Origin of the sequence: Paraglaciecola sp. 25GB23A (assembly GCF_040012495.1) — a bacterium.
Classification (GTDB): Bacteria; Pseudomonadota; Gammaproteobacteria; order Enterobacterales; family Alteromonadaceae; genus Paraglaciecola.
On the sequence record NZ_JBDYKM010000006.1, the window covers coordinates 127,682 to 150,626 of the forward strand.

The 22,945-nt window shown below is 42.8% G+C and carries 14 protein-coding genes and 1 tRNA gene; 8 read left to right on the plus strand and 7 right to left on the minus strand.

Going from position 1 to position 22,945, the window contains the following annotated elements; genetic code table 11:
* The first annotated feature begins 15 nt into the window (after nt 1–15).
* Complete coding sequence (locus ABKW31_RS11900; protein WP_348616588.1) at nt 16–2,589, plus strand: M1 family metallopeptidase; 2,574 nt, start codon at nt 16–18, stop codon at nt 2,587–2,589.
* An 84-nt stretch (nt 2,590–2,673) separates the two neighbouring features.
* Here the strand turns inward: ABKW31_RS11900 and ABKW31_RS11905 are convergent, their stop codons facing one another.
* The 4 genes from ABKW31_RS11905 to ABKW31_RS11920 are packed head-to-tail and all read right to left on the minus strand — an operon-like array spanning nt 2,674 to nt 6,678.
* On the minus strand, nt 2,674–3,648 hold the full coding sequence (locus ABKW31_RS11905) for an NADPH:quinone oxidoreductase family protein (protein WP_348616589.1): 975 nt from the start codon (nt 3,646–3,648) through the stop codon (nt 2,674–2,676).
* Nucleotides 3,649–3,680: 32 nt separating this feature from the next.
* On the minus strand, nt 3,681–4,721 hold the full coding sequence (locus ABKW31_RS11910) for a phosphotransferase (protein WP_348616591.1): 1,041 nt from the start codon (nt 4,719–4,721) through the stop codon (nt 3,681–3,683).
* A gap of 12 nt (nt 4,722–4,733) precedes the next feature.
* A complete protein-coding gene (locus ABKW31_RS11915; protein ID WP_348616592.1) occupies nt 4,734–5,960 on the minus strand; it encodes an acyl-CoA dehydrogenase family protein in 1,227 nt (408 codons plus the stop codon).
* A 40-nt stretch (nt 5,961–6,000) separates the two neighbouring features.
* On the minus strand, nt 6,001–6,678 hold the full coding sequence (locus tag ABKW31_RS11920) for a histidine phosphatase family protein (protein WP_348616593.1): 678 nt from the start codon (nt 6,676–6,678) through the stop codon (nt 6,001–6,003).
* Nucleotides 6,679–7,005: 327 nt separating this feature from the next.
* Between ABKW31_RS11920 and ABKW31_RS11925 the strand changes: the two genes are divergently transcribed.
* The 7 genes from ABKW31_RS11925 (at nt 7,006) to ABKW31_RS11955 (ending at nt 16,451) form a co-directional block, all read left to right on the plus strand.
* Nucleotides 7,006–9,624, plus strand: coding sequence for a TonB-dependent receptor (locus ABKW31_RS11925; RefSeq protein ID WP_348616594.1), 2,619 nt, complete (start codon nt 7,006–7,008; stop codon nt 9,622–9,624).
* Between the two features lie 116 nt (nt 9,625–9,740).
* Entirely contained in the window at nt 9,741–10,484 is a 744-nt protein-coding gene (locus ABKW31_RS11930; RefSeq protein ID WP_348616644.1) for a methyltransferase domain-containing protein, read from the plus strand.
* 217 nt (nt 10,485–10,701) lie between these two features.
* Nucleotides 10,702–12,585, plus strand: coding sequence for a sialate O-acetylesterase (locus ABKW31_RS11935; RefSeq protein ID WP_348616595.1), 1,884 nt, complete (start codon nt 10,702–10,704; stop codon nt 12,583–12,585).
* Nucleotides 12,586–13,139: 554 nt separating this feature from the next.
* A tRNA-Leu gene (locus ABKW31_RS11940) sits at nt 13,140–13,226 on the plus strand.
* 208 nt (nt 13,227–13,434) lie between these two features.
* On the plus strand, nt 13,435–14,865 hold the full coding sequence (rimO, locus tag ABKW31_RS11945) for a 30S ribosomal protein S12 methylthiotransferase RimO (RefSeq protein WP_348616596.1): 1,431 nt from the start codon (nt 13,435–13,437) through the stop codon (nt 14,863–14,865).
* A 17-nt stretch (nt 14,866–14,882) separates the two neighbouring features.
* Nucleotides 14,883–15,332: a DUF2721 domain-containing protein gene (locus tag ABKW31_RS11950; RefSeq protein WP_348616597.1), complete on the plus strand. Its 450-nt coding sequence runs from the start codon at nt 14,883–14,885 to the stop codon at nt 15,330–15,332.
* 381 nt (nt 15,333–15,713) lie between these two features.
* Complete coding sequence (locus tag ABKW31_RS11955) at nt 15,714–16,451, plus strand: FlgO family outer membrane protein (protein ID WP_348616598.1); 738 nt, start codon at nt 15,714–15,716, stop codon at nt 16,449–16,451.
* 58 nt (nt 16,452–16,509) lie between these two features.
* Here the strand turns inward: ABKW31_RS11955 and ABKW31_RS11960 are convergent, their stop codons facing one another.
* The 3 genes from ABKW31_RS11960 to ABKW31_RS11970 form a co-directional block, all read right to left on the minus strand.
* Nucleotides 16,510–17,169, minus strand: a complete 660-nt coding sequence (locus ABKW31_RS11960) for a FlgO family outer membrane protein (protein WP_348616599.1) — start codon at nt 17,167–17,169, stop codon at nt 16,510–16,512.
* Nucleotides 17,170–17,232: 63 nt separating this feature from the next.
* Complete coding sequence (locus ABKW31_RS11965; protein ID WP_348616600.1) at nt 17,233–21,015, minus strand: translocation/assembly module TamB domain-containing protein; 3,783 nt, start codon at nt 21,013–21,015, stop codon at nt 17,233–17,235.
* Nucleotides 21,012–22,691 carry an autotransporter assembly complex family protein gene (locus ABKW31_RS11970; protein ID WP_348616601.1) on the minus strand — a complete coding sequence of 560 codons (1,680 nt, stop codon included), beginning with the start codon at nt 22,689–22,691 and terminating at the stop codon, nt 21,012–21,014. The genes ABKW31_RS11965 and ABKW31_RS11970 overlap by 4 nt, the downstream gene beginning before the upstream one ends.
* Between the last annotated feature and the right edge of the window lie 254 nt (nt 22,692–22,945).

The window sequence follows — 22,945 nt, forward strand, 5'->3', positions numbered from 1 at the left end:
ACCCAAGGACACTTTATGACCTTATTTCGTGCACGATTTTGGTTATCGCTGATCTTTTTAGTTTCAACTGCGACCATAGCACAAGAATCCAATTATCGACTTTCTGACAATGTAACGCCGATTTTTCAACAAATTAAATTAAAAATCGATCCTGATTCTCCAACCTTTAGTGGTGAAACCACTATCACTATCAACGTTAATAATGCCACTGATATTATAGAATTTTATCAACTTGAGTTAACGATTGATAAAGCGGAATTGATCGATGGTAAGCAGACACTGCCATTAGTCGTTACGTCTCATGACTATGATATTCAACAGGCCAAAGCCGCGCAGACCCTACCCCCAAAGCAATACCAAGTGCATATAGTGTTTACAGGAAAGGTCAATACCACCTCTGACGGCATGTATTTGTCAACATTTGAGGGTAACAATTATATTTATACCCAGTTTGAAGATATGCATGCTCGTCGTGCCTTTCCAAGTTTTGATGAGCCTGGCTTCAAAATTCCCTTTCAAATCACCATTGAGGCGCCTACAAAACACACTGTCGTTTCTAATACTATGGTGAAATCACGTAGCGTAAACGATGCTTGGCAAACCGTTGAATTTAATCGTACTGAGCCTATGCCTTCTTACATAGTGGCTTACGCCGTAGGCGAATTTGATTCTGCCGAGATCCCCGGCCTGAATGTACCAGGAAAAATTTATACACCAAAAGGTCAAGCAGGACGCACCAAATTTGCCGCCAAACACACAGCTGAAATTCTAGCTAATTTAGAAAGCTACTTTGGCAGTCCCTACCCTTTTGAAAAGTTAGATTTTATTGCTGTGCCAAACTTCACACATGGCGCCATGGAAAATGCCGGTTTAGTGACTTATCGCAGCAGTCTATTGCTGTTAGACGACGAACCCCGCTTGACTGAACAACGCAGTCCTTTGAACGTTATTGCCCATGAACTTGCCCATATGTGGTACGGAAATTTGGTGACGATGGCCTGGTGGGACGACTTATGGCTCAATGAAGCATTTGCTTCTTGGATGGCCTCTAAGGTCATGATGGATCTCTATCCTGAGCAAAACTTTCAAGCTGCATTGGTGCAAGAAAGTGCTTTTGGAGCAGACTCTAGCCCAACGGTAAAACCGGTCAAAAAATTAGTAAAAAGCCAAACCGATGTGATGGATGGTTTAGGCCTAAATTACAGCAAAGGAGAATCAATTCTAAAACTGATTGAATCGCTAGTCGGTGAAAAAGCTTTTCAAAAAGGTGTGCAAACCTACATGAAAAACAATGCTTGGGGTAATGCGCAAGCGGACGACCTGTGGGCCGTTCTCTCAAGTGTTGCAGATTTTGATGTCCCTGCATTAATGAAAACTTATTTAGAGCAGCCGGCCTATCCTTTAGTCGAATTTAATAATAGTGGCAACATTGAACAACGCCGCTTTCATCTACTTGGCGCAACCGTTGCCGCACAAACCTGGACTGTCCCACTGGCAATAAGCTACAAAAAGCAGGGCAAAATAAAACGAACTCAACTGTTTTTAAAAGATAAATCGGCCGTGCTTGCAGAGTTAGCCGAAGCTGATTGGATATTTCCAAACGATAACGCCATGGGCTATATGCGCTGGAAAATACCTGCTAAACAACTACGCGCTTTGTTAACTGATATCGATACCTTAAACGTCAGAGAGCGTAAAAATGTGCTGTATAATACCGATGCCTTATTTGCCGCTGGCGAAATTGAATTGTCTGAGTATATGCAGGTGCTGGATGTTTTATCTACCGACAAAGACCCTATCGTTGCTAGTTCAGTGGTTGCTTCATTAAATGAGCTTATCTACCTAGTCGATAAAGATAATGAAGTATTATTCGGTCAGTTTGTTAGCCATAAATTAATAGATTGGTTTGAGCAGTTGGGTGTTAATGAAGAGGATACTGATAGTACAGACCTTAGCCGCTTAAGATCCTCGGTTTATGGCATGTTAGCCCGCTACTCAAATGATCCCAAGGTAAATGACGTCAGTCTGACCCTAGCTAAACAGTTTTTAGCTGACCCAAGCAGTGTACCAAGATCCATTGCAGCGGTAGCCCTGCGCAATGCAGTTAGAAACGGTGACAATAGCTGGTTTGATAAACTAAAAGCGGCTTATATCGAGCATACTGATGCGAACATTCGCGGTACTTTAAGAGCAGCAATGGTATTTCAACAAAGTGAAAATGTAACAAAAACTTTAGATTTTGCCTTAACGGATACGGTAAGCCCGGCGAATGTCATTAGTTTTGTTGCTAGAGCTGATGGAGGCTTAGATACGCATGATGTGCTGTATGTTTGGTTAAAAAATAACTTTGCTACACTGGTGAAAAAGATGCCGGCTTTCCATGTTGCGCGTTTACCTGAGTATGCATCATCATCCTGCAGTCAACATGACATCGATCTGAGCAGCCAGTTTTATGCAGAGCGCAAAGATACTATTGATGGTATGGCCAGAAGCTTTGACATATCACAAGCCAGTTCTCTGCAATGCCTTGCACTTAAAACGGCGAATCAAGATGTGTTTAACGCTTATTTGAAGCAGGCGGTTAAATAAAAAGATAGTAGCGAGCTGCGAGTTAAACAGTAAAAGCGATGTCTGCTTTTACTGTTTCTTACTCGCAGCTCGCAGCTCTAAGTTCTAGGGCCTTAAACTCATTTTCCCTTTTACTTCTCGCCCCATCACTTTATTCAGTGCATCTTTGGCATGTTCTAATGGTACAACACCATCGACAATAACTTTGACCTTACCCTGCACATACCACATTAATAATTCATGCATATTGGCGGCAAAGTCTTTGGGTTGATGTTGAGTAAACGAGCCCCAAAAAACCCCGACCACAGAATAGCCTTTGACCAAACATAGATTAATGGGAAATTCTGGGATAGTACCGCTGGCAAAACCTACAACCAACAAACGTCCGTTCCACGCCATGCTGCGTGAACAGGCATGAAAAGCATCGCCGCCCACACATTCATAGACTACATCCACACCCTTGCCATCGGTCACTTCTTTAATGGCGGTTTTTAAATCGGTATCGGTATAATTGATCAATATATCTGCGCCATTTGCCTTGGCTACATCAAGCTTTTCTTGGGTTGAACAAACGGCAATAACTGTAGCTCCCATCAACTTACCAATTTGCACTGCTGCTAGTCCTGTACCACCAGCTGCACCAGTCACTAATAAGGTTTCACCGGGCTTAATCTGCGCGCGTTGTTTCAAGGCATGATGGGCTGTCGCATGAGCGGTGACTAAGGCCGCTGCTTCATCATCGGGAATAGCATCCGGGATGGGCAGAACATGGGTAGCCGGACAGGCTACTTTTTCAGCATAACCGCCCAACATACACAGGGCGATAACACGCATACCCACTTTAAGATGACTCACCCCTTCACCAATTTGACTAATAACCCCAGCCACTTCACCACCGGGAATAAAAGGTCTCGGTGGTTTCATTTGATACAAACCTTGCACCAATAAACCATCAGGAAAATTAACCCCACAGGCTTTGATATCCACTACAACTTCGCCTTTTTTGGCGACCGGATCGGGTACGTCTATATATTGCAACTCTTCTACTGGTGCAAACTCATTACATACAATCGCTTTCATTTATTACTCCATGGTTACCGGTGTTATTTACTTTACACCGGTTCGGTTAATTGTAGGGCGTATGTCGCTAAAGGCTGCACGATAGCGCCTATTTTCATTGCTTCTTTATTCGAGGCATTGCCGTCTTGCGCCCGCTTGGCCACACCCTGTGCGATCGCCGCTAAGCGGAAAAAGCTAAAGGCCAAATAAAAGTTCCAGTTGGTTATTTTATCAATGCCCATTAACTTACAATAGCTTGCGACATAAGCTTGTTCATCAGGAATACCCAAACTAGCCCGATCAATACCACCTAAACCAGTCGCCTTACCAACATTTTCAGGCAACCGTAGTTGCATACATTGGTAAGCTAAGTCGGCGAAAGGATGGCCTAAGGTCGATAATTCCCAATCCAATACCGCGATAATTTTTGTCTCGGTAGGATGAAACATTAAATTGTCCATACGGTAATCACCGTGCACCAGAGACACCCGACCATCATCTGCTGGCAAATGTTGTTCAAGCCAACTAATTAAGGCATTCATTTGCGGAATATCGTGAGTCTCTGACAATACGTATTGCTGACTCCAGCGACTAAATTGACGTTCAAAATAATTACCAGGACGTCCATAATCACTCAAGCCGACTTTCTCAATATCAACACTGTGCAGCGCCACCAGTACTTCAACCATTTGCTGATACATCTGGCTTCGTTGTGTGTTATCGCTAATCTCTGGTAAAGAGCTGTCCCAAAAGACTCGGCCCTCAACATATTCCATAATGTAAAATAGACTGCCAATGACACTGGGGTCTTCACACAAGTGATAGACTTTCGCTACGGGCACCTTAGAGCCCTGCAAAGCCGCAATCACTTTGTATTCGCGGTCTACCGCATGGGCAGATTTCAACAATTTGCCCGGCGGTTGTCGTCTTAGGACATAGCTTTGGCTTGGCGTTTGCAATTTAAAGGTTGGATTGGATTGACCGCCAGAAAATTTAGTGGCCGTCACCGGTCCTTTAAAGCCAGGTAAGTGCTGACTTAAATAGTCAGCCAAAACTTGCTCATCTAACTGATCAACGTGATTTAATTCACTCAATGTTGTTCCCTCTTAGGCGTTGGCATCTTTAATTAAGTTACGCCCTAATTGCATCATATGCACTTCATCAGGTCCATCAGCTAAACGAATAGTTCGTGCATAGGCATAAATAGACGCTAGGATTGTATCTTGGCTGGTTCCCGCCGCGCCGTGCATTTGTATGGCTTGATCAATAACATTACATGCCATCTTAGGGGCAACTATCTTAATCGCGGCAATAATATCGCGACTGACTTTATTGCCGTAACGGTCCATTTTATCTGCCGCTTTTAAAGTCAATAGACGTGCTTGTTCAATATCACAATGCATTTGCGCAATGCGTTCACGAATAGATTGTTGTTTACTTAAAGGTTGACCAAATGCAATACGCGACTCGACGCGCTGACACGCTAAATCAAGGGCTCGCTGGGCACAACCAATTAAACGCATGCAATGGTGAATACGGCCTGGACCTAAACGGCCCTGCGCGATAGCAAAGCCCTCCCCCTCACCCACTAATAAGTTGGCAGCCGGTACTTTAACGTTTTCAAACAAGACTTCGGCGTGGCCAACGGGTTCGTCATAATGACCCATCGCAGCCATGGCACGCACCACAGTGACACCCGGTGTATTCATGGGTACTAAAATTTGTGACTGCTGTTGATGACGCGCAGCACTGGTATCGGTTTTACCCATCACCACCATAATTTTACAACTTTCGTTCATGGCACCACTGGTGTACCACTTGCGACCATTAATGACATAGTGATCGCCCTCTCTGACGATAGAAGTTTCTATATTAGTCGCATCAGACGAGGCAACCGCAGGCTCTGTCATGGCAAAAGCCGAACGAATCTCTCCGGCAAGTAGTGGCTCTAGCCATTGTTTTTTATGCGCCGGTGAACCGTATTTAGACAACACTTCCATGTTACCGGTATCAGGTGCACTGCAGTTAAAGACTTCAGAGCTCCACATAACTCGTCCCATTAACTCACATAGTGGCGCATATTCTAAGTTGCTTAACCCTGCTCCATAAGGCAAATATTCATGGGGTAGAAATAAATTCCACAGTCCAGCATCTTTAGCTTTTTGCTTTAATTCTTCCATCAAAGCAGGTGTTTGCCAGCGCGTTTCAGGTGATGAGGCTCGTGCATGAACTTGCTCGATATAGGCCTGCTCAACGGGGTAAATATGTTCCTGCATAAAGGATTCAAGTCTGTTTATCAGACCGGTGGATTTTTCAGAGTAATCAAAGTTCATAGTAATTCCTATAGACAACTAAGCATTGTCGATTATTTACCTAACTAAAGGTAATTGAAGATAGTCGTTCAAGTGTGTCTAGATGTGGCACATTGTTAAAACTACTTAAACGGATGTTGTGTTGATTAAAATAAAAGTGACTAAAGCTGGTATTACGAATTTGCATATTGAGTTCAATAACTTGCGCTGCGTTCAAACCTAGTACCACACTGAGAAGCATGGCTATCGCTCCACCTGAGCTGACTACTAATACTGGGCCTTGCCCAGCGTCTTTTTGTAATAGCTCAATAGAGTAACGAACACGCCTTTCAAAATCACCCCAGCTCTCTGGAATATCAGCAGACTCTAATTCATTGTTCGACCACGCTAACATGGCTTTTTTTAGTAAACGATAAAATTCAGCAGGTGTTGCCGCTGTGGGCAATACTTCCTGTGGGAATAACTTTAAGTAGGCGCGTCCAATAGACTGAAAATCAAACTCATTAAAACTGGCGTCTACTCTAGGCCTAAACGTCTGGCTCGTACCATCCAAAATACCTTGTGCGGTTTCTTGATGCCTAACCAAAGTCCCTGTCCATATCTGCGCAATATCGGTTTGGCGTTCACTGAAATATTCACCAAGCCACCGACTTTGCTGATGGCCTAAAGGGCTTAATTTGTCGTAATTTTTGGCCCCAAACGAAGCTTGTCCATGGCGCACTAAAAATAACTCGGTCATTGAGGATCCTTCAGTATATGAGAGACGCAGTGTAGGCAGAAACAAACTATTAGTTTAATTGATTATTTTAATAGGATTACATTCCCAAAACTAATTAACACTAAGGCAAATGTTAAGCATTAGTAACATTCACCTTATAAATGGCCGCTATGATTAACATTTCACAAACGTTTTATTTACTTTTAGGTGGAAAACTTGGTAGCGTATAACAGGTAGGAGCAGTTAAAAGACATAAGATAAAATTTGCTCCTTATAACGACCCAAACCAAAACTATAAAAGTTGTAACCAAACTAGTAACAAAGTTACTAGGAACGAGAGAATATGAAATGACTCACAGTTACCCACTGAAGTTTAAACGCACACCACTAGCCTTTTTTATTGGACTTAGTTTGACCCTCAGCACCACAGTTGTTAGTGCGCAAGAGCAGGAAACTAAGGCTGAAAAACAAGGCTTAGAAACCATCACCGTTACTGCACAAAAAAGAGCACAAAATTTACAAGAAGTACCCGTATCTGTCACCGCCTTTACTGGCGACGAAATGGCCGAGTCGGTCATCAAAGACATGTACGATTTGCAAACTAATGTGCCAGGCCTTGGAGCATTTCAAAGTCAAAGTGCCACTAATTCGAGTTTCTCTATTCGTGGTGTCGGTACATCTTCACAGAACTTTGGTCTTGAATCCTCGGTTGGTTTATATGTTGATGGCGTATATCGCGCTCGTCAAAACTCCCTAATTAATAACCTAGTTGACGTTGCAGCAGTTGAAGTATTGCGCGGTCCACAAGGTACTTTATTTGGTAAAAACACCCCGTCTGGGGCAGTGTTGGTCACTACTGCCGCCCCCAGCCATAGTGGCGGAGATGCATTTGTAGAAGCAACAGTCGGTAATTACGGGCTAGTTAACCTTTCAGGTGCCACGTCTATATCAGCTATTGAAGATGTCTTGGCTTTTCGTATTACTGCATTTGGTAGCCAACGTGACGGCACCATTAGCGATATCGCCCTTGGAGAAGATACTGTTAACGATCGTGACCGTTGGGGCGCAAGAGCACAGGCACTTTATACACCTAACGAAGATGTCAGCTTACGCATTATTGCCGACTGGGCAGAAATCGATGAAATCTGCTGCGGTGCTCCGGTACAGTTAAGTAACTTCCAAGCAAAAGAAATCCCCGGCAAATTTGGCTCAGATGCAGCTATCGCCAGTTTAGGTGGAACAGCCTTTCCAGGTGGTGATGCCTTTTATGATCGGGAAATTGCCTTATCATTTTTGCCTGAATCAAGCATGACAGACCGTGGTCTATCAGCCCAACTTGATTGGGATTTAGATGACAACTACACTTTTGTGTCTATCTCAGCGTATCGTAAATTTGAATCTTACGACAATATTGATACAGATTTCACTGATGTGGATTTATTTGGTACCAGCAATGATTCGCAGCAAAGCTCGTTTTCCCAAGAACTACGCATCGACTATAACAGCGAAAAACTTAATTATATTGTAGGTTTGTACTATTTCGAGCAAGACTTAGATTTAGCCTACAGTCTGTATACCGATAATGTGTTTAATCCTTTTGTTATGGCAAGTTTCGGCGGTGCCTTGGATCCACTGCTTAATGGCCTTAATGGATTAAGTGCTGCCACTGGTGGGTTAATCGCGCCAGCTGCTGAAGCTAGCCCAGCGGGCACTGGTTTTGATCACGTTGCCAAACAAAAGCATAAAAGTTATGCCTTGTTTGGTCAGTTTGATTACAAATTAACTGATGAGTTAACCCTAACAGCAGGTATTCGTTACACCGACGAGAAAAAGGACTTATCTACTGTATTTAGTGAAAATATGGCAGGTGGTACAGAATACCCAACCTTCTTTTCATCAATAGGTGATCCTTCAGCACCAACACCAGGTTCGTTGATCTACGGTGCAGGTTATGCTGGCATAATTTTACAAGGCATTGGCGCAGGTCAAATTGACCCCTTTTCTGAAATGGCTGCTGCAGCATTATTACCTTTCCAGACACCTGGATGGGCTTTTAAAGCACTTGGTGCTACCACGTCAGATCGCCCAGATATTACTGAATCGTTGAAGGATGACCAAATCACCGGTACGGTTAAATTAAGTTATCAACCAGATTCGGATACCTTGTGGTACGCATCTTATGGTGAAGGCTATAAATCAGGTGGTACAAATACTGACAGGATTGCAGCTGGTTTTAATCCATTATTTGATGCCGAAACGTCGCAGTCATTTGAACTTGGTTTGAAGAAAGACTTCCCAGATCAAGATTTACGTATCAACGCCGCTACTCATTACACTACCGTTAAAGATTTTCAAGCCAATACGTTTACTGGTAACGGCTTTAATTTACAAAACGCCGGTGACTACGAAATAAAAGGTCTAGAACTAGAAGCTACTTGGCTACCTACTGATACTTTAGAAGTTAACCTTGGTTATGCTTTTGTGAAAGCCAAATACAAAACCTTTTTGGCCGGTAACTGCTGGACTGCATATACTTGGCATACAGGTATAGCTGATCCAGGTCGAGGTGCTGATGCAAATGGCAATCCTAATCGTTTCTGTGATCGTTCAGGTGACAGACCCGGTGGTGAGCCAGAAAATTATGCAGTCTTGTCTTTAAAGCAAGATCTGGAATTAGCTGATAATATTTATGCTTATGTGCAAGGTGAATATACTTATACTAGTGATATTATCCTAGATGGTAGTAACGACCCTTATGCAGTGCAAGATGCTTATAGCTTATTGAACCTACGATTATTCATGAACTTCATGGATCAGGATATAGACGTCGTTGTATGGGCACGTAATGTATTAGACGAAGAATATATTAACCGCACAAACTTCAATACACCGCTGCAAGAGGGTAAATTGAATGCTTATATGGCTGAGCCAAGAACCTTTGGTGTAACCGTTAAAAAACGCTTCTAAGAAGACTTAACTATAAAAGCCGGCATCTTTGCCGGCTTTTTTATTTGCAGTAAACTCGCTTCGCAAAACAGCTAAGTTGCTATATTATGCGCCCGCAATTTTTTGTTTTTGGGCTTATTATGACTGTCGCACTGTATACCGACCTATCACATTATTATGACCTGATGTGTGCCGATATTGATTATCAGCAGCAAAGTGATTGTGTGCGTCGCCTACACCACTTTTTTGGTAACCAAGGCAGACAACATATTGATTTAGCCTGCGGCACTGGGCCCCATCTTAAATATTTTATTGACTACGGTTTTCAATGTCAGGGCCTAGATATTAATCAACCTATGTTGGATATTGCCAAGCAACGTTGTCCTCAAGCTATATTTACCTTAGGCAATATGACAGAGTTCAAAGTAGAAGAGCCGGTTGATCTTATCTCTTGTTTTCTTTATTCCTTACATTATTGCGCTGATCTTGAAGACTTACATAACTGTATCAAGTGCGTTTATGCAGCGCTAAAATCTGGAGGAATTTTTTGTTTTAACGCAGTAGATAAACACGCTATCGACAATAGCAAAGTAGAGCATCATCATGCCTTACATGAAAACAGTGATTTTACTTTTACCTCAGCTTGGCATTACGTCGGCCAAGGCGACAAACAATCTTTATTGCTCAGCATTGAAAAAACTTCTCCAACAGAACAGCATAGATGGCAAGACCAACACCCTATGGTGGCTGTCAGTTTTACTCAGTTACAAGCAATATTAAATCCCTACTTTGAGTTGCATATTTTTGAGCATGAATACGACAGACTCATTCCGTGGGACACGACTTCTGGTAACGCTATATTTGTTTGTGTTAAAAAGTAAAGAGGCAAACTTCGAGTAGGAACAAAAAGATGATTATTGGTGCTTATGTTTGTACCATTAAATAGTAATCATCGATGAGTAACAGAATTTCAAACAACCCAGATTCGCCGGAGTCTAGAATTTCGAGGCTGGGGACAAGTAACTTGATGTCCTGTCTATCAATAGCGTAAAGCAGTTAAAACAGACAATTAAAACTGAGTTTAAAAAAACCACACTCATGCCCGACTCTCTATCTCTCGCCTCTATTTTTTGTGACCACATGGTCTTTCAGCGCAACAAACCTTTGGCGATATGGGGTGCTGGGACAGTAGGCGCATGGATTAAAGTCAGTTTATTTCAAGGACAGCACAACTTGCTTACCGAGCGCACGCAAGTTGACCTAGCTGGTCGGTGGCAGCTTCACTTACCATCATTAAGTGCGGGCGGACCATTTCAACTCAAGGTGGGGCAAGGTAATACAAGTTTGCTTGTCGATGATATCTTAGTTGGCGATGTCTGGCTGGCTTCTGGCCAATCGAATATGGAATGGAAATTGAGTTGGCAAACGGATGACTGGCAACAAGAAGTGGCCAACAGTGAGAATACGCAAATTCGTTTTTTTGAACTCAGTCAAACCTATTCAGCCATTCCTCAATATAATATACCTGCTTCAGCATGGAAAATTTCTAGCCCCTTAACCAGCGCTGAGTTTTCAGCCGTTGCTTGGCATTTTGCCAAACGTTATCAGCGGCATACTGGCATTGCGGTGGCAATTATCGATAGTAGTTGGGGCGGCACACCCGCAGAGGCGTGGACGTCTTTAGAGGCATTAGTCAATATTAATGCTTATCAAAAAGACGCACAAAACATGCAACAACTTGGGCCAAAATGGCAACAAAAATTTAGCCATAACGACGAATTAGAAAAACAAAAATGGCAGCTACTTGATAGTCGCACTGCCTTTGCTGATGGCAAATTACTAGCCGCTGATTTTGATGATTCAACTTGGTCAACGGTCAATTTACCCAACTTGCAAGCCCATGCACTAAGCGACATAGTTTGGGCAAGAAAGCACTTTCAAGTTAGTACCCTACCTCGCTCTGTGAGTCTAGATATGGGCGAGCTCAATCAAATTGCTCGGGTCTTTATCAATGGCCAACAAGTCTATACAAAGGGTTGGCAAGACACCACAGAACGTGTGCACATACCCTTAAATACACTGAAAATTGGCGATAACATCATTGTGGTGCGAGTAGCAAACAGCTGGGATAATACGGTATTAATCGGTAAAAAAGAGCGCTTTTATTTAGCCTTAGACTATCAAAATGTCGACCTGAGTGGCCCATGGCAAGTGTGTAATAAAATTGAACCTAAAATACCCGATGTTAAGTCTTACAAATGGAAGCCCGGCGTATTGTATAACGCCATGATCCACCCGCTGGTTAATTTTCCAATTAGCGGGGTGATCTGGTATCAAGGTGAAAATAACGTGGGCACACACGCGTTATATAGCGAGCTGTTCAAAACATTGATCACCGATTGGCGCAAACAATGGCATGAGCCTGAACTGCCTTTTTTGTTTGTACAAGTAGCTAGTTACCTCAAGCAAAAAGACCAAGCGACTGACAGCGATTGGGCGCTGCTGCGCGAAGCTCAATCCTGCGCTCTGACGTTGCCCAATACAGGCATGGCTGTCACCATCGATATTGGTGATGCCGATGATATTCACCCGCGCAACAAAACTGATGTAGGCGAGCGATTATGGCGGGTAGCGCAACATGTGGTGCTAAAAGAGCCTGTTTGCTACTCTGGTCCAAGCATCGCCAAGGCAGAGGCCAAACTTATTGCAGGTAAAAACGTATTAGTCGTGTCATACAATCATGTTGATGGTGGTTTAAAGGTTCAAGGCAAGGAGCTATTGGGTTTTGCGTTAGCTGGCGCGGATGGTAAGTTTGTTAATGCTCATGCACTAATTGACGGCGATAGTATCATCGTCAGTTCTCCCAAGGTAAAACAAGCCAAAATGCTACGTTATGCTTGGGCCGATAACAGCCCCGCGAATATCTATAATAGTGCAGGTTTACCCGCTGTGCCATTTCGCTACACATTGGCAGATTTATAGCTTCATTGCATGTTTAAAGACTGGGCCTGCATCATTTTGCGGCAGTTCATATGTGGCCAACAATAAGGGGCAGAGTTATGCCCCTTATGACGCTATTAGATTCAAATCGGTTTAAGTCGACAATGTTTATAAGACTTAGCCAAATTTTAGTATTTCAGCCTGAACAATTAGGTGAATAGCTCGCCCGTACCATTTGCACAGAGTGCTATGCGCCCAGTTCTAAATGACTCACAGGTTTTAGTCCAAGTCGCATAATAGTCAGTGCCTATGATACTGAAGCGTTTGAACAATTAATGGTGGTGGGTATCGGTCTTGGTCAACGAGATTTGGGATTAAGGACCCTGACGAGCCGCGAGCGTCTTACCTAGTTGCGACCTGATGAGATAAACGCACTATATCGCTAGTGACGCTCACCGAGTTTGACTACAACCTTGAGTTGACATGACAAATAAAGGTATAGACTTGGCATTAATAGTTAAATGCAAAAATAATGTAAAAACTCTTGATGCGAGACTACTTTAAAGGGACAAGCCAGTATAGAATCGCCAGCTATTGCAGATGTGGTGGAATTGGTAGACACGCTAGCTTCAGGTGCTAGTGGCTTAACGGTCGTGGGAGTTCGAGTCTCCCCATCTGCACCAAGTTAAATACACAACTCAAGCTAGAGCCTAAACTGATCATCATTCCTGCATACTTAGTCGTTACACCGTAACAAATTCTCCTGTATAATCGATGCAATTGAAGGCAGCTTTGAGTAAACACGTCTGTTTTACTCCAGCAAAAGTTAGCCAAACTTCCATTTATATTGCTTTTAACTTGGATATCACAAGTAAAGCAGCAAGGCCCTACATGACATTTGAAACCTATATCCCAAATAAAACCACTACCTTAGAAACGCCCGTTAAGGTGCTTGAATCTGGAGTCACACATAAACCATCAGAAGGCACGCGCATTGGTTTTATTAGCTTAGGTTGTCCAAAAAACTTAGTGGACTCAGAACGTATTCTGACTCAACTGCGCACCGAAGGTTATGATGTAGTGCCCACTTATAAAGATGCCGATTTAGTCATAGTCAATACCTGTGGTTTTATCGACTCCGCCGTGCAAGAGTCTCTCGATACCATCGGCGAAGCTTTGGCTGAAAATGGCAAGGTTATCGTTACTGGCTGTTTAGGCATCAAAGAAGATGACATTCGCGAAGTTCACCCGAATGTACTTGCCATTACAGGCCCCCACGCTTATGAAGAAGTGGTTAATCAAGTGCATACCCACTTGCCGCAGCCCGTACACAACCCTTATTTAAATTTAGTGCCTGATATCGGGGTTAAATTGACGCCGCGTCATTATGCCTATTTGAAAATATCGGAAGGGTGTAATCACCGTTGTACTTTTTGCATCATCCCGTCCATGCGTGGCGACTTAGTCAGTCGCCCTATTGGCGACATATTAGATGAAGCACAACGTTTGAAAAATGCCGGAGTTAAAGAGTTATTGGTGATTTCGCAAGATACCAGTGCTTATGGGGTTGATGTAAAAAATAAGACCGCATTTTGGAACGGTATGCCGGTAAAAACCGACATGAAAACCCTATGTGAAAAACTCGCTGATTTAGGCATTTGGGTGCGTTTACATTACGTTTATCCCTACCCTTCTGTGGATAAAATTATGCCTTTGATGGCTGAAGGGCGAATATTGCCCTACTTGGATATTCCCTTTCAACATGCCAGCCCGCGTATTCTTAAGTTAATGAAACGCCCAGCCGCTGCCGAACGCACCATGGAGCGCATCAGAGCGTGGCGTGAGATCTGCCCGAATTTAGTTATTCGTTCAACATTTATCGTTGGTTTTCCAGGTGAGACAGAAGAAGACTTTCAAATGTTGCTCGACTTTTTAGACGAAGCTCAGCTTGATCGAGTGGGCTGCTTTATGTATTCAGATGTGGATGGTGCCAAAGCCAACGACCTTCCCGACCCCGTTAGTGAAGAAGTGAAACAGCAACGTCATGAACGTTTTATGCATAAACAAGCTGCGATCAGTGCCGCTAAATTACAAGCGAAAATTGGTCTTGAATTCCAAGTATTAATTGATGAAGTAACCAGTGAAGGGGCAGTAGGCCGTTGTTATGCTGATGCACCTGAAATTGATGGTAACGTGCATTTAACCGACGAATTTGATGTTGAGCCCGGTGATATTATCTGGGCACAAATTATCCATGCCGACGACCATGACTTATGGGCCGTTAAAGTTGAAGATGAAGAACCAGCTCAAGACAGCCTTTAAACTAACGGGATATAAAGATGGATTCATCAACAACTGATTTAGCCCAAATCATTCAGATAGTGGTAGCCCCTGTGTTTATGTTAACGGGCATAGCCGGCTTTTTAAATGTGATGTCGGGGCGACTTGGACGTATTGTTGATAGAGCAAGGATCATAGAACGTAGGATCATGATGCTTAAAAATCCTGCCTACCTTGAAATGTCGCAAAAAGAACTTAAAAACCTGTGGCGGCGCGTAAACCTCATCAACCGAGCGATAGGTCTGTGCGTAGCCTCTGCACTATTTGTTTGTGGCGTGGTTGTGTGCCTCTTTGTGGGTGACTTGTGGCAGATAAATTTTCGTAACGCAGTTATTGCCTTATTTACTATATCCTTAATTTTATTGATTTTTGCCCTTTTAACTTTTTTAAAAGAAGTTCAACTCGCCACCCGTAATTTGCAAATCGGTAAAGAGTTTATTGAAGAATAACTTCGTGCTGAAAATAAGCAGTCAAGTATGAAGGTGGTAGTTGGATGATTTATTCATTTACGTTTATTTTTCATCTCACCTAAGCGCCTTTAACATCTTGTTTCTCTCCACTTATTGGCATCTTAATTGCTAAATTTAGTATGACGTGCTGCCGATAACGAGTGAGTTTACGCTGCTGAGTAAGTCACACTAATAACTAAGCAGCGGTAACATGCAATGAGCAGGCAATCTATTGCCTTTGGAACATCATTAGCGGTTAGCCTTTGCCGATGATGACACCTCCAGTTATGCGACATGCAGTCGATATTAAGTTGAATACCGAAACAACTAAACCTTGCTCAGCAAGGTATGCACATCGGTTTTATTTGTTAGGAGAGTTAAATGAAAATTCATAAGCTAAGTATACTGGTAGGTATGGCACTGAGCGGCTGTGTCGCAGGACCTAATGAAGGTTATTTAACTGCAGATTCAAACAACGATAGCGTATTATTTCAAGAAAGTGGCCAAGCCAGTATTACAGAGCAAAAACATGCTGACATGAGTCAGTTAGAAGCGAGCGCCAAGTTTCAGAACCAATTTAAACAGCAACTCAATGCGCAAAGTAGTGGTAACAATTACAGCAATATTAATAATGTTGATCCAAAAAATTATAATATAAATCACTATGTGCGTGGCATGATGCAAGACTTAGTCAGTAATCTGCAATATGTTAATGCCGAAACGCCAATGGCAGTGACCAGTTTCGTTTTTCTAGACAGTAATTTTGAACAAGCCGATATCTTGGGCAATCAAATTGCCGAGAGTTTTATTCATGAAATTCATCGCTTTGGTATTCCTGTTATTGACTTTAAGACCACTGATTATGTGCGAGTCACATCTAGCGGTGACTTTGTCTTAAGCCGTGATTTCTTAGAATTACCCAGCAAACTTCCCGTAGAATATGTGTTACTTGGTACAATGACTAAACATCAAGGTGGGGTATTGGTCAATGCTCGCATTGTCGGTATATCAAGTAAAGCGGTAGTGGGTTCTGCTCAGGGATTTTTACCAGCAAGCATCACTCAATCAATTAACAACAGTGGCCAAAAAGACGGCATTAAATTGGTCAGTAGCCAGTGAGCGTCTAGGGGTTTTATCACTTTAAACTCAGTAAAGGCGCTATAGTGAAGCGCCTTTTCTATTGAAACTCTCTTAACATGATATTAGGAATAAGTTTTGACGTTGCTGCAACCACAACATTACTGCTAAGCCCGACAATTCTTGCATTAATTAACATACCTTTGGCATTTTTTACCATCGTGCCACTTAATACATAGCCAATATTTTGCAGTGACTTTAACTGATTAGGATCGCGACTCATGGCGAAATCCCCGCTCGGGGTCACCAATATATTGCCAGTGATCTTGTAATCATTAACCAGCAAACCTACCTTTCTCAACTCCGTGATAAAGTTTTCTGCTAATTGATTACCCAAGCTGTCAGCGTTATTGAGTGAGGCGTCTAGTTGCACAAATGAGCTCACCGCAATGGGATAATCCAATTTGAGATTAACCAGTTCAAGGCTTAACTCAATAGCCATTTGTTCAACGTAGTCATTTAACATCTGAAAATGAATATTCGATGTGAAGGCTGTGGGTACACTATCTTCAGTACTAGCAGGTAAGCTGATGCGTTCGGCTATAAGCATCGCTTCAGTGCCATTAGCGTGATAATCAGAGTTGGCGTTTGCCTTTGCTATGTTGTGCTCAGCCGTTCCCAAACCAAACAACGAACAGCCGCTTAAAGTCAGACCAAGCGCGGCGACCACACTGTTTTTAATATGATGTTTTTGCGTCATGTTTATACTCAATTACCCTAATACTAAGCAATCTTCAGCAATATACAGGCCAAAAGAGTAAATTTACTGAGTATTGTCTTTATTTAGTATTTTTTTGTTCTGACTGCCCTCAATACTAAAACTATAATAAATAGCAAGAGCATTGCTCAAACCACTAACCGCTTCAATGTAAAGTTGTGGTAATAATTCGTAACGAATAGCGACTTCAGAGGCAGTGTTAAACACCCCTACCCCATAGCGAAGTTGCACGCCCGGCGCAACGTATCCAGAAACGGAGAGTTGCGTATTTTCACCTTGTCCACTGGTATCTAAATTGACATCTTTGAAACCTAGTTTTTGGCCAATATTAGTCACCATGTTTTCGCTTTGGCCTAAGCCAAAACCCAGCAACATATTGTATAATACGGTTTCTTGGCTATCACCACTCGATTGGCCTAAACCGCGTCCGGTTAACACATAAGATAGACTTTGTTGCTGCTCCATTACTGGCTCTGAGAACACCTCTACTTTAGGACTGTCAGCCGCGCCATCTACTCGAATTCCAGCAACCACATCGTCATCAGTGAGCTTAGGATCACGCACCGCTTCAATATTCAAAAATGGTCTATCCAAGGGGCCATTAAAAGTAATATCACCTTCACGAATAATTAAGTTTTGTCCATAAGCGCGGTAACGTCCATTAATTAATTGCACATCGCCATTGGCAATCATGCCTAGCTTACTATTTTCCAAACGCATATTTCCGCGTAAATCAGTGGTTAAACCAAAGGCATCGAGTTTTACATCATTTCTCTGCATTGGATCCACGGATACCACAATATTCAAATCCAATAATTGTTCGGTCTGCGCCAGCTCGGCTTGTTGTTCTACAAGCACTACATCTTTGGAAGGCGAAACTGTTCCCTGTGGTAATGTCCTCAACTTAAATCGTGCATAAGGTACAACTACTTCCCCCTTTACCTTAACGGCATTTGGAGAAAACTGGATATCGATATTCGGACTGACTTGCGCCCGCAGCATACTTTGATAATCAAGTTCTAAGTTTTGTCCTGCTACATTTATTTTACCCACCAGTTGCGGCCGCCAAGCGAGTTCCCCGACTATCGACCCCTTGCCTTTACCCAACAAATAACTGCCATTTAGAGACGCTTTGTCGCCCTGTAGTTCAAGCGTTTGATTAACACCACTGATGATAAGAGGAATATCTTGGCCCTGCACTGCCCCTTCGCTTAGGGTGATCACTCCGTTCACTAAGGGTTCAAGTAAAGTGCCTGTGATCTGCGTATTGCCGGCTAATTTTCCTTCAAACTTATCAAGTTGTGGTAGAAACACTCTAAAAGGGGCTAGATTAATATTACTCAGAGCCAACTCGCCAGTTATGGGTCTATCAAGTTGATCGCTAAAGTTGCCTGCTTCTCCTTGTAAATTTAGCGACAACAAGCCAATTTGCGGCCCAGACAAAGCCATACCAACGCTGATATTTTGCTCCGATATTTGACCGTCGAGAGTGAATTCCTTGATATCTAGTTGTAAGGTTTTTTTATTTTTAAAGCGCCACGTTGCTGGGGTTAAACTCGCATGTATTTGTGCACTGGGAAGCTCGCTTAAAAGCCAATCGCCTTTTAAGGTCATACTAAGCTTACTGGTCGAATCAATGGGAGGAAAAGACGGAACGACACGTTGCAGTAATGGAATAAGATTAAGTTCGTGCAAGGCTAAATCCCAACGCACCCGATTGTCACTAAAGCTGGCCTGCTTAATACACAAATCACTATTAACTTGCTGCCAACAATGGGGGGAAATAGCGTACTCTTGTAATAACCAATTAGCAGAGATAGTAAAAGGCTCAGCCAGTGTCAAAGAGGCATAAGTCGACTCTATTTGCCCTTCAAGCCAGCGACCTTGCCAAGAATCGTTTGCTAACGTCCCTTGGATACGAGCCAACAAATTGGTTTTATTACTGGTAGTATCAAGCAATAATTCATGGGCTTGGGCATTCCCCGTCAGACTAAATTTTACCTCATCAATCTGATTATTAACCCCAATAACTTGCTGCACATTTAGCTCAATAGAAACGGGCTTTAACTCATCCCACAAGACTTGTCCTTTACCATCAAAGGCTTTGACATTGATATCTGCAAATCTCAGTTTTTCACCTTCTAGGGTATATTTTAAAGCAGGTTGTTCTAACGAACCGCTAATTTGCGCTGACAATGACAAGCGACCTTGAAGGTCTGCAACGCTCTGTTCAAGAGCCGGGGCATTGAGTTGCACCGTAAAATCAATACTACGATCGCCGCTTAATTTGCCATCAAGCACTAAACTATTTTCGCCATTTTTGATGCTAAATTTATTGAGCATAACATTAGCTAAATCATCAATCTGCGCATTACCGCCAATACTTAAGGGGAAATCACGCCACATTCCATTGATGTTCAGTTCACTTAACTTTGCTCGCCACTGACCTGAAGGGTTAGATACCTTAGCGTGCAATTGACCATTAATATCCGCTTGATACTCAGGCAGCAACACTCCGGGGTTAATATGGTTTAACTCTAAGCTGCTAACAATTTCAAGATAATCAGAGAATGTCACGGCGCCTTTGGCAATAATTTGCCCACCTAAAGTCTGAATAGATAGAGTGTCGAGCAACAATTTTTGTCGATCGGCATTGGCTTGCAAATTAAAAGAAGTGTCAGGCAGAGATTGGCCCGCTAACGCACCTTGCCCAACCAGCTTTAAACCATCCAAATTACCCGCCATGTGTAATTTACCTTGGAGGGATTCAAATTGCGCTGGCGCGCCTGCCTGCTTAACCAAGGGCCACGTTAGATTTTGCCATGATACAGTTATATCTACTGGCAGCGCATTCGATACTAAATCAGCCTCAATACCAATATCAGCTTGGATTAAGCCACTAATATGGGCTTGTGTTTCCAATTGCTGCAGATTACCTTTAGAGGACAATACTAGGTTGACCTCGCCGCCTTGGGGCTCAAAATATTGCGCTTTAACATTGAGTTGGTGCTGTAAACTGCCACCAAGCCCTACCTCAGCAGAAGCAGAAACCTCGGCTAATTGATGACGTATTTTAAGTTGGCGTAAACTCAAATTCTTACCATCTGCACCAGCTGATAGGCCTATTGAGCTTAATAACAGGGTTTGTTGTCCATTGGCACTGAGTTTAAAGGGTGCAATATTCACTTCAGTCAAATCAAAAGCTAGGGGCAAACTAATGGGCAATTGCTCGATCCCTTGATACTGCCATGTTCTCCAATCAAAGGGTTCTGTTGGCTTTGCCACCGCTTCATTTGCGAGTAAATCGACTTGCAATGACACCACTTCAAGGCTTGCAACATCTAAACTTTGAGCAAAGGTAAAACGACTACTGACACTTTGCCAAGACAGCTTAAGTTGATCTTTTATGAGCACATTAAGTGGTCCAAGTTTTAAGCTATCAACCTTCAGATTAAACGGCAATGTTAGCGGTGAGGTGCTGCCGGCAGGTGCCGATTCTTCGGTTTGCACACTTAACTGAACATCAATTGCACCGGTTTTTAAGGTGTTAATACAGACATTCATCGACCAAGTACAAGACCAATCAATATTCAGTTGAATATCTTGGCTGGTGGCCTGTAAATTAGCTTGTTGCCATTGCACCTGGTTCAATAGTAACTCAGAGCCCAAACCACCACTTTTATAGTCAATAGTTAATTCATCTAACCATGCATCAGCGCCCTTAAGCGCTAATTGTGTTCCCCAGGGCGTAAACACAAAGCCAGCCAATAAGACTGCACTTAGCAGCAAAGCCAATAAAATCGCTGATATCCATTTTAAACTTCTCACAGTGCAGGCCCCATGGAAAAATGCAAACGCCAGCTGCTTTCGTAACTACTATTACCACGTCCCACATAAATGCGCACAGGACCAACGGGCGTCAACCAATTGACACCCGCCCCAATGCCGGTTGCGTAATCACTGGAAAAGTTATTGGTGGCCGTACCCGCATCAAAAAATAGGGCCAAACGCCAATTTTCAGCAAAGGGATAGGTGTATTCTGTGCTACCCACAGCAAGATATCGCCCACCGGTTAACACCTCATCTCCCATGTCGTTAAGTTCGACGGGGGACAATTTGCGATAGCCAAAACCGCGGATACTTTGATCGCCACCGGCAAAATACCGCAAACTCGAGGGGACTTGACTAAAGTCATTGGTCGCTATTGCGCCTAAATCAGCACGAAATAACACTCGATGTTCATTCCAGCTGCGCAACCATTTAGATTGTGCGGTAACACGTACTAGGTTGATATCTGAGAAAAAAACATCAGCGGCGCTCTCTACTGTAATGGACTGTTTGTCGCCCCAATATACATCTAGGCCACCCTTAGTGCGTAAACGACTCAAGGTAAACCCGGGCGTAAGCAAGCGCGTAGTTTGCTCATCATCTAGACCTTGGGTAAAGGTTTCTTGCTCTAAACGCAAAAACATCGCGCGTTGCCAATCAGAATCTACCACTGTCCAAAAACGGGTGGCTGACATGGTATAACGTTTACTGGCGGTATCATTGTCGTCTTGCGACTGAAAACCAATTTGAAAACTCGCGTAATTCTGTATTGGATCTTCAATGGGCACGCGATAGTCAAAACTAATTGAACGTTCCGGTTGCGAAATAAATAGCTCTGATCCAAGAGCATGTCCATAACTATTTACCCAAGGCCGTTGCCATTTTGCGGTAAATCTAGGGCCAATATCTGACGAAATCCCGGCGCCTAAATCGACGTTATCTCGAGGCTTGTGGGTAAGAATGATTTCGATAGGGACAGCAAAATCAATCGCTTCTGCCACAAGAGGACGCACCAAAACATGTCTAAAATACTGAGTTTGTTTTAAACGTTTGTTCAATAAGGCTAACTTATCAGCTTCATAGTATTCACCGCTATTAAACGGCAGTGAATCTTTCACTAAGGCCTCGGCACGGGCATCCTCTGGGAAGCGCAATTCCCCGAAAGAATAGCGTTTGCCGGTTTGCATTTTCAGTGTGATGGTAGCAGTGGCTGTGGACTCAAAAATTTCAATAGTATGTTCTGTGAAGACAAAATCAAAATATCCCAGCGACAATGCGACATTTTGAAGTTGCGACTTACTTGCTTCATAATCTGCGTGATGCAGGGCCTTGTTAAGCGTCAATGGCAGTTTTGCTAATACTTGCTGAATAATAGGGTCTTGTTCACCATCCCCTTTTATATCTATTAATAACTGACTAATAGTCGTTACTTTGCCTAATGCTACAACTACCTGCCATCGACTATTTTTAATATTTGGGTCGGGTAAAGTCACGTCTACTTGGGTTTGATAATAACCAAATACTTCAACGGCTAATTTTACTTTTTCAATCAGTTGTAACTGATATTGTTCAAACTGATAATTAGCTGCTGGTGGTTCGATGCTTTCTATGTGAGCAGTAACATTCGTCAGTACTTTGTCGTTTTTAATACCCGTAACATCAACATTAGAAGCCAAAACATTAACTGTCCACAATGCAGTTGAACAAGAAAATAATAGACACAACAACAATCTGCAGTAAAAAAACTGAATAATTTTTAGGGACAAAAAATCTTTCTCTCTGTGTAATTTAAGTAATAACGAGACTGAACAGTAACATTTGAACCTTAGACGCCTTTCAAGTTCACTATTAATTAATTTAAACCCGCTTTAATAGTGCAATATTTTACAATAATCGACCTCTTATGTATGCCAAGATTGAGAGTTTTTTT

What these genes read in the sequence shown, in the direction of transcription:
- ABKW31_RS11900 (WP_348616588.1), top strand. Translation starts at nt 16, where the DNA reads ATGACCTTATTTCGTGCACGATTTTGGTTATCGCTGATCTTTTTAGTT.
- ABKW31_RS11905 (WP_348616589.1), bottom strand. Translation starts at nt 3,648, where the DNA reads ATGAAAGCGATTGTATGTAATGAGTTTGCACCAGTAGAAGAGTTGCAA.
- ABKW31_RS11915 (WP_348616592.1), bottom strand. Translation starts at nt 5,960, where the DNA reads ATGAACTTTGATTACTCTGAAAAATCCACCGGTCTGATAAACAGACTT.
- ABKW31_RS11920 (WP_348616593.1), bottom strand. Translation starts at nt 6,678, where the DNA reads ATGACCGAGTTATTTTTAGTGCGCCATGGACAAGCTTCGTTTGGGGCC.
- ABKW31_RS11925 (WP_348616594.1), top strand. Translation starts at nt 7,006, where the DNA reads ATGACTCACAGTTACCCACTGAAGTTTAAACGCACACCACTAGCCTTT.
- ABKW31_RS11935 (WP_348616595.1), top strand. Translation starts at nt 10,702, where the DNA reads ATGCCCGACTCTCTATCTCTCGCCTCTATTTTTTGTGACCACATGGTC.
- rimO (WP_348616596.1), top strand. Translation starts at nt 13,435, where the DNA reads ATGACATTTGAAACCTATATCCCAAATAAAACCACTACCTTAGAAACG.
- ABKW31_RS11950 (WP_348616597.1), top strand. Translation starts at nt 14,883, where the DNA reads ATGGATTCATCAACAACTGATTTAGCCCAAATCATTCAGATAGTGGTA.
- ABKW31_RS11955 (WP_348616598.1), top strand. Translation starts at nt 15,714, where the DNA reads ATGAAAATTCATAAGCTAAGTATACTGGTAGGTATGGCACTGAGCGGC.
- ABKW31_RS11960 (WP_348616599.1), bottom strand. Translation starts at nt 17,169, where the DNA reads ATGACGCAAAAACATCATATTAAAAACAGTGTGGTCGCCGCGCTTGGT.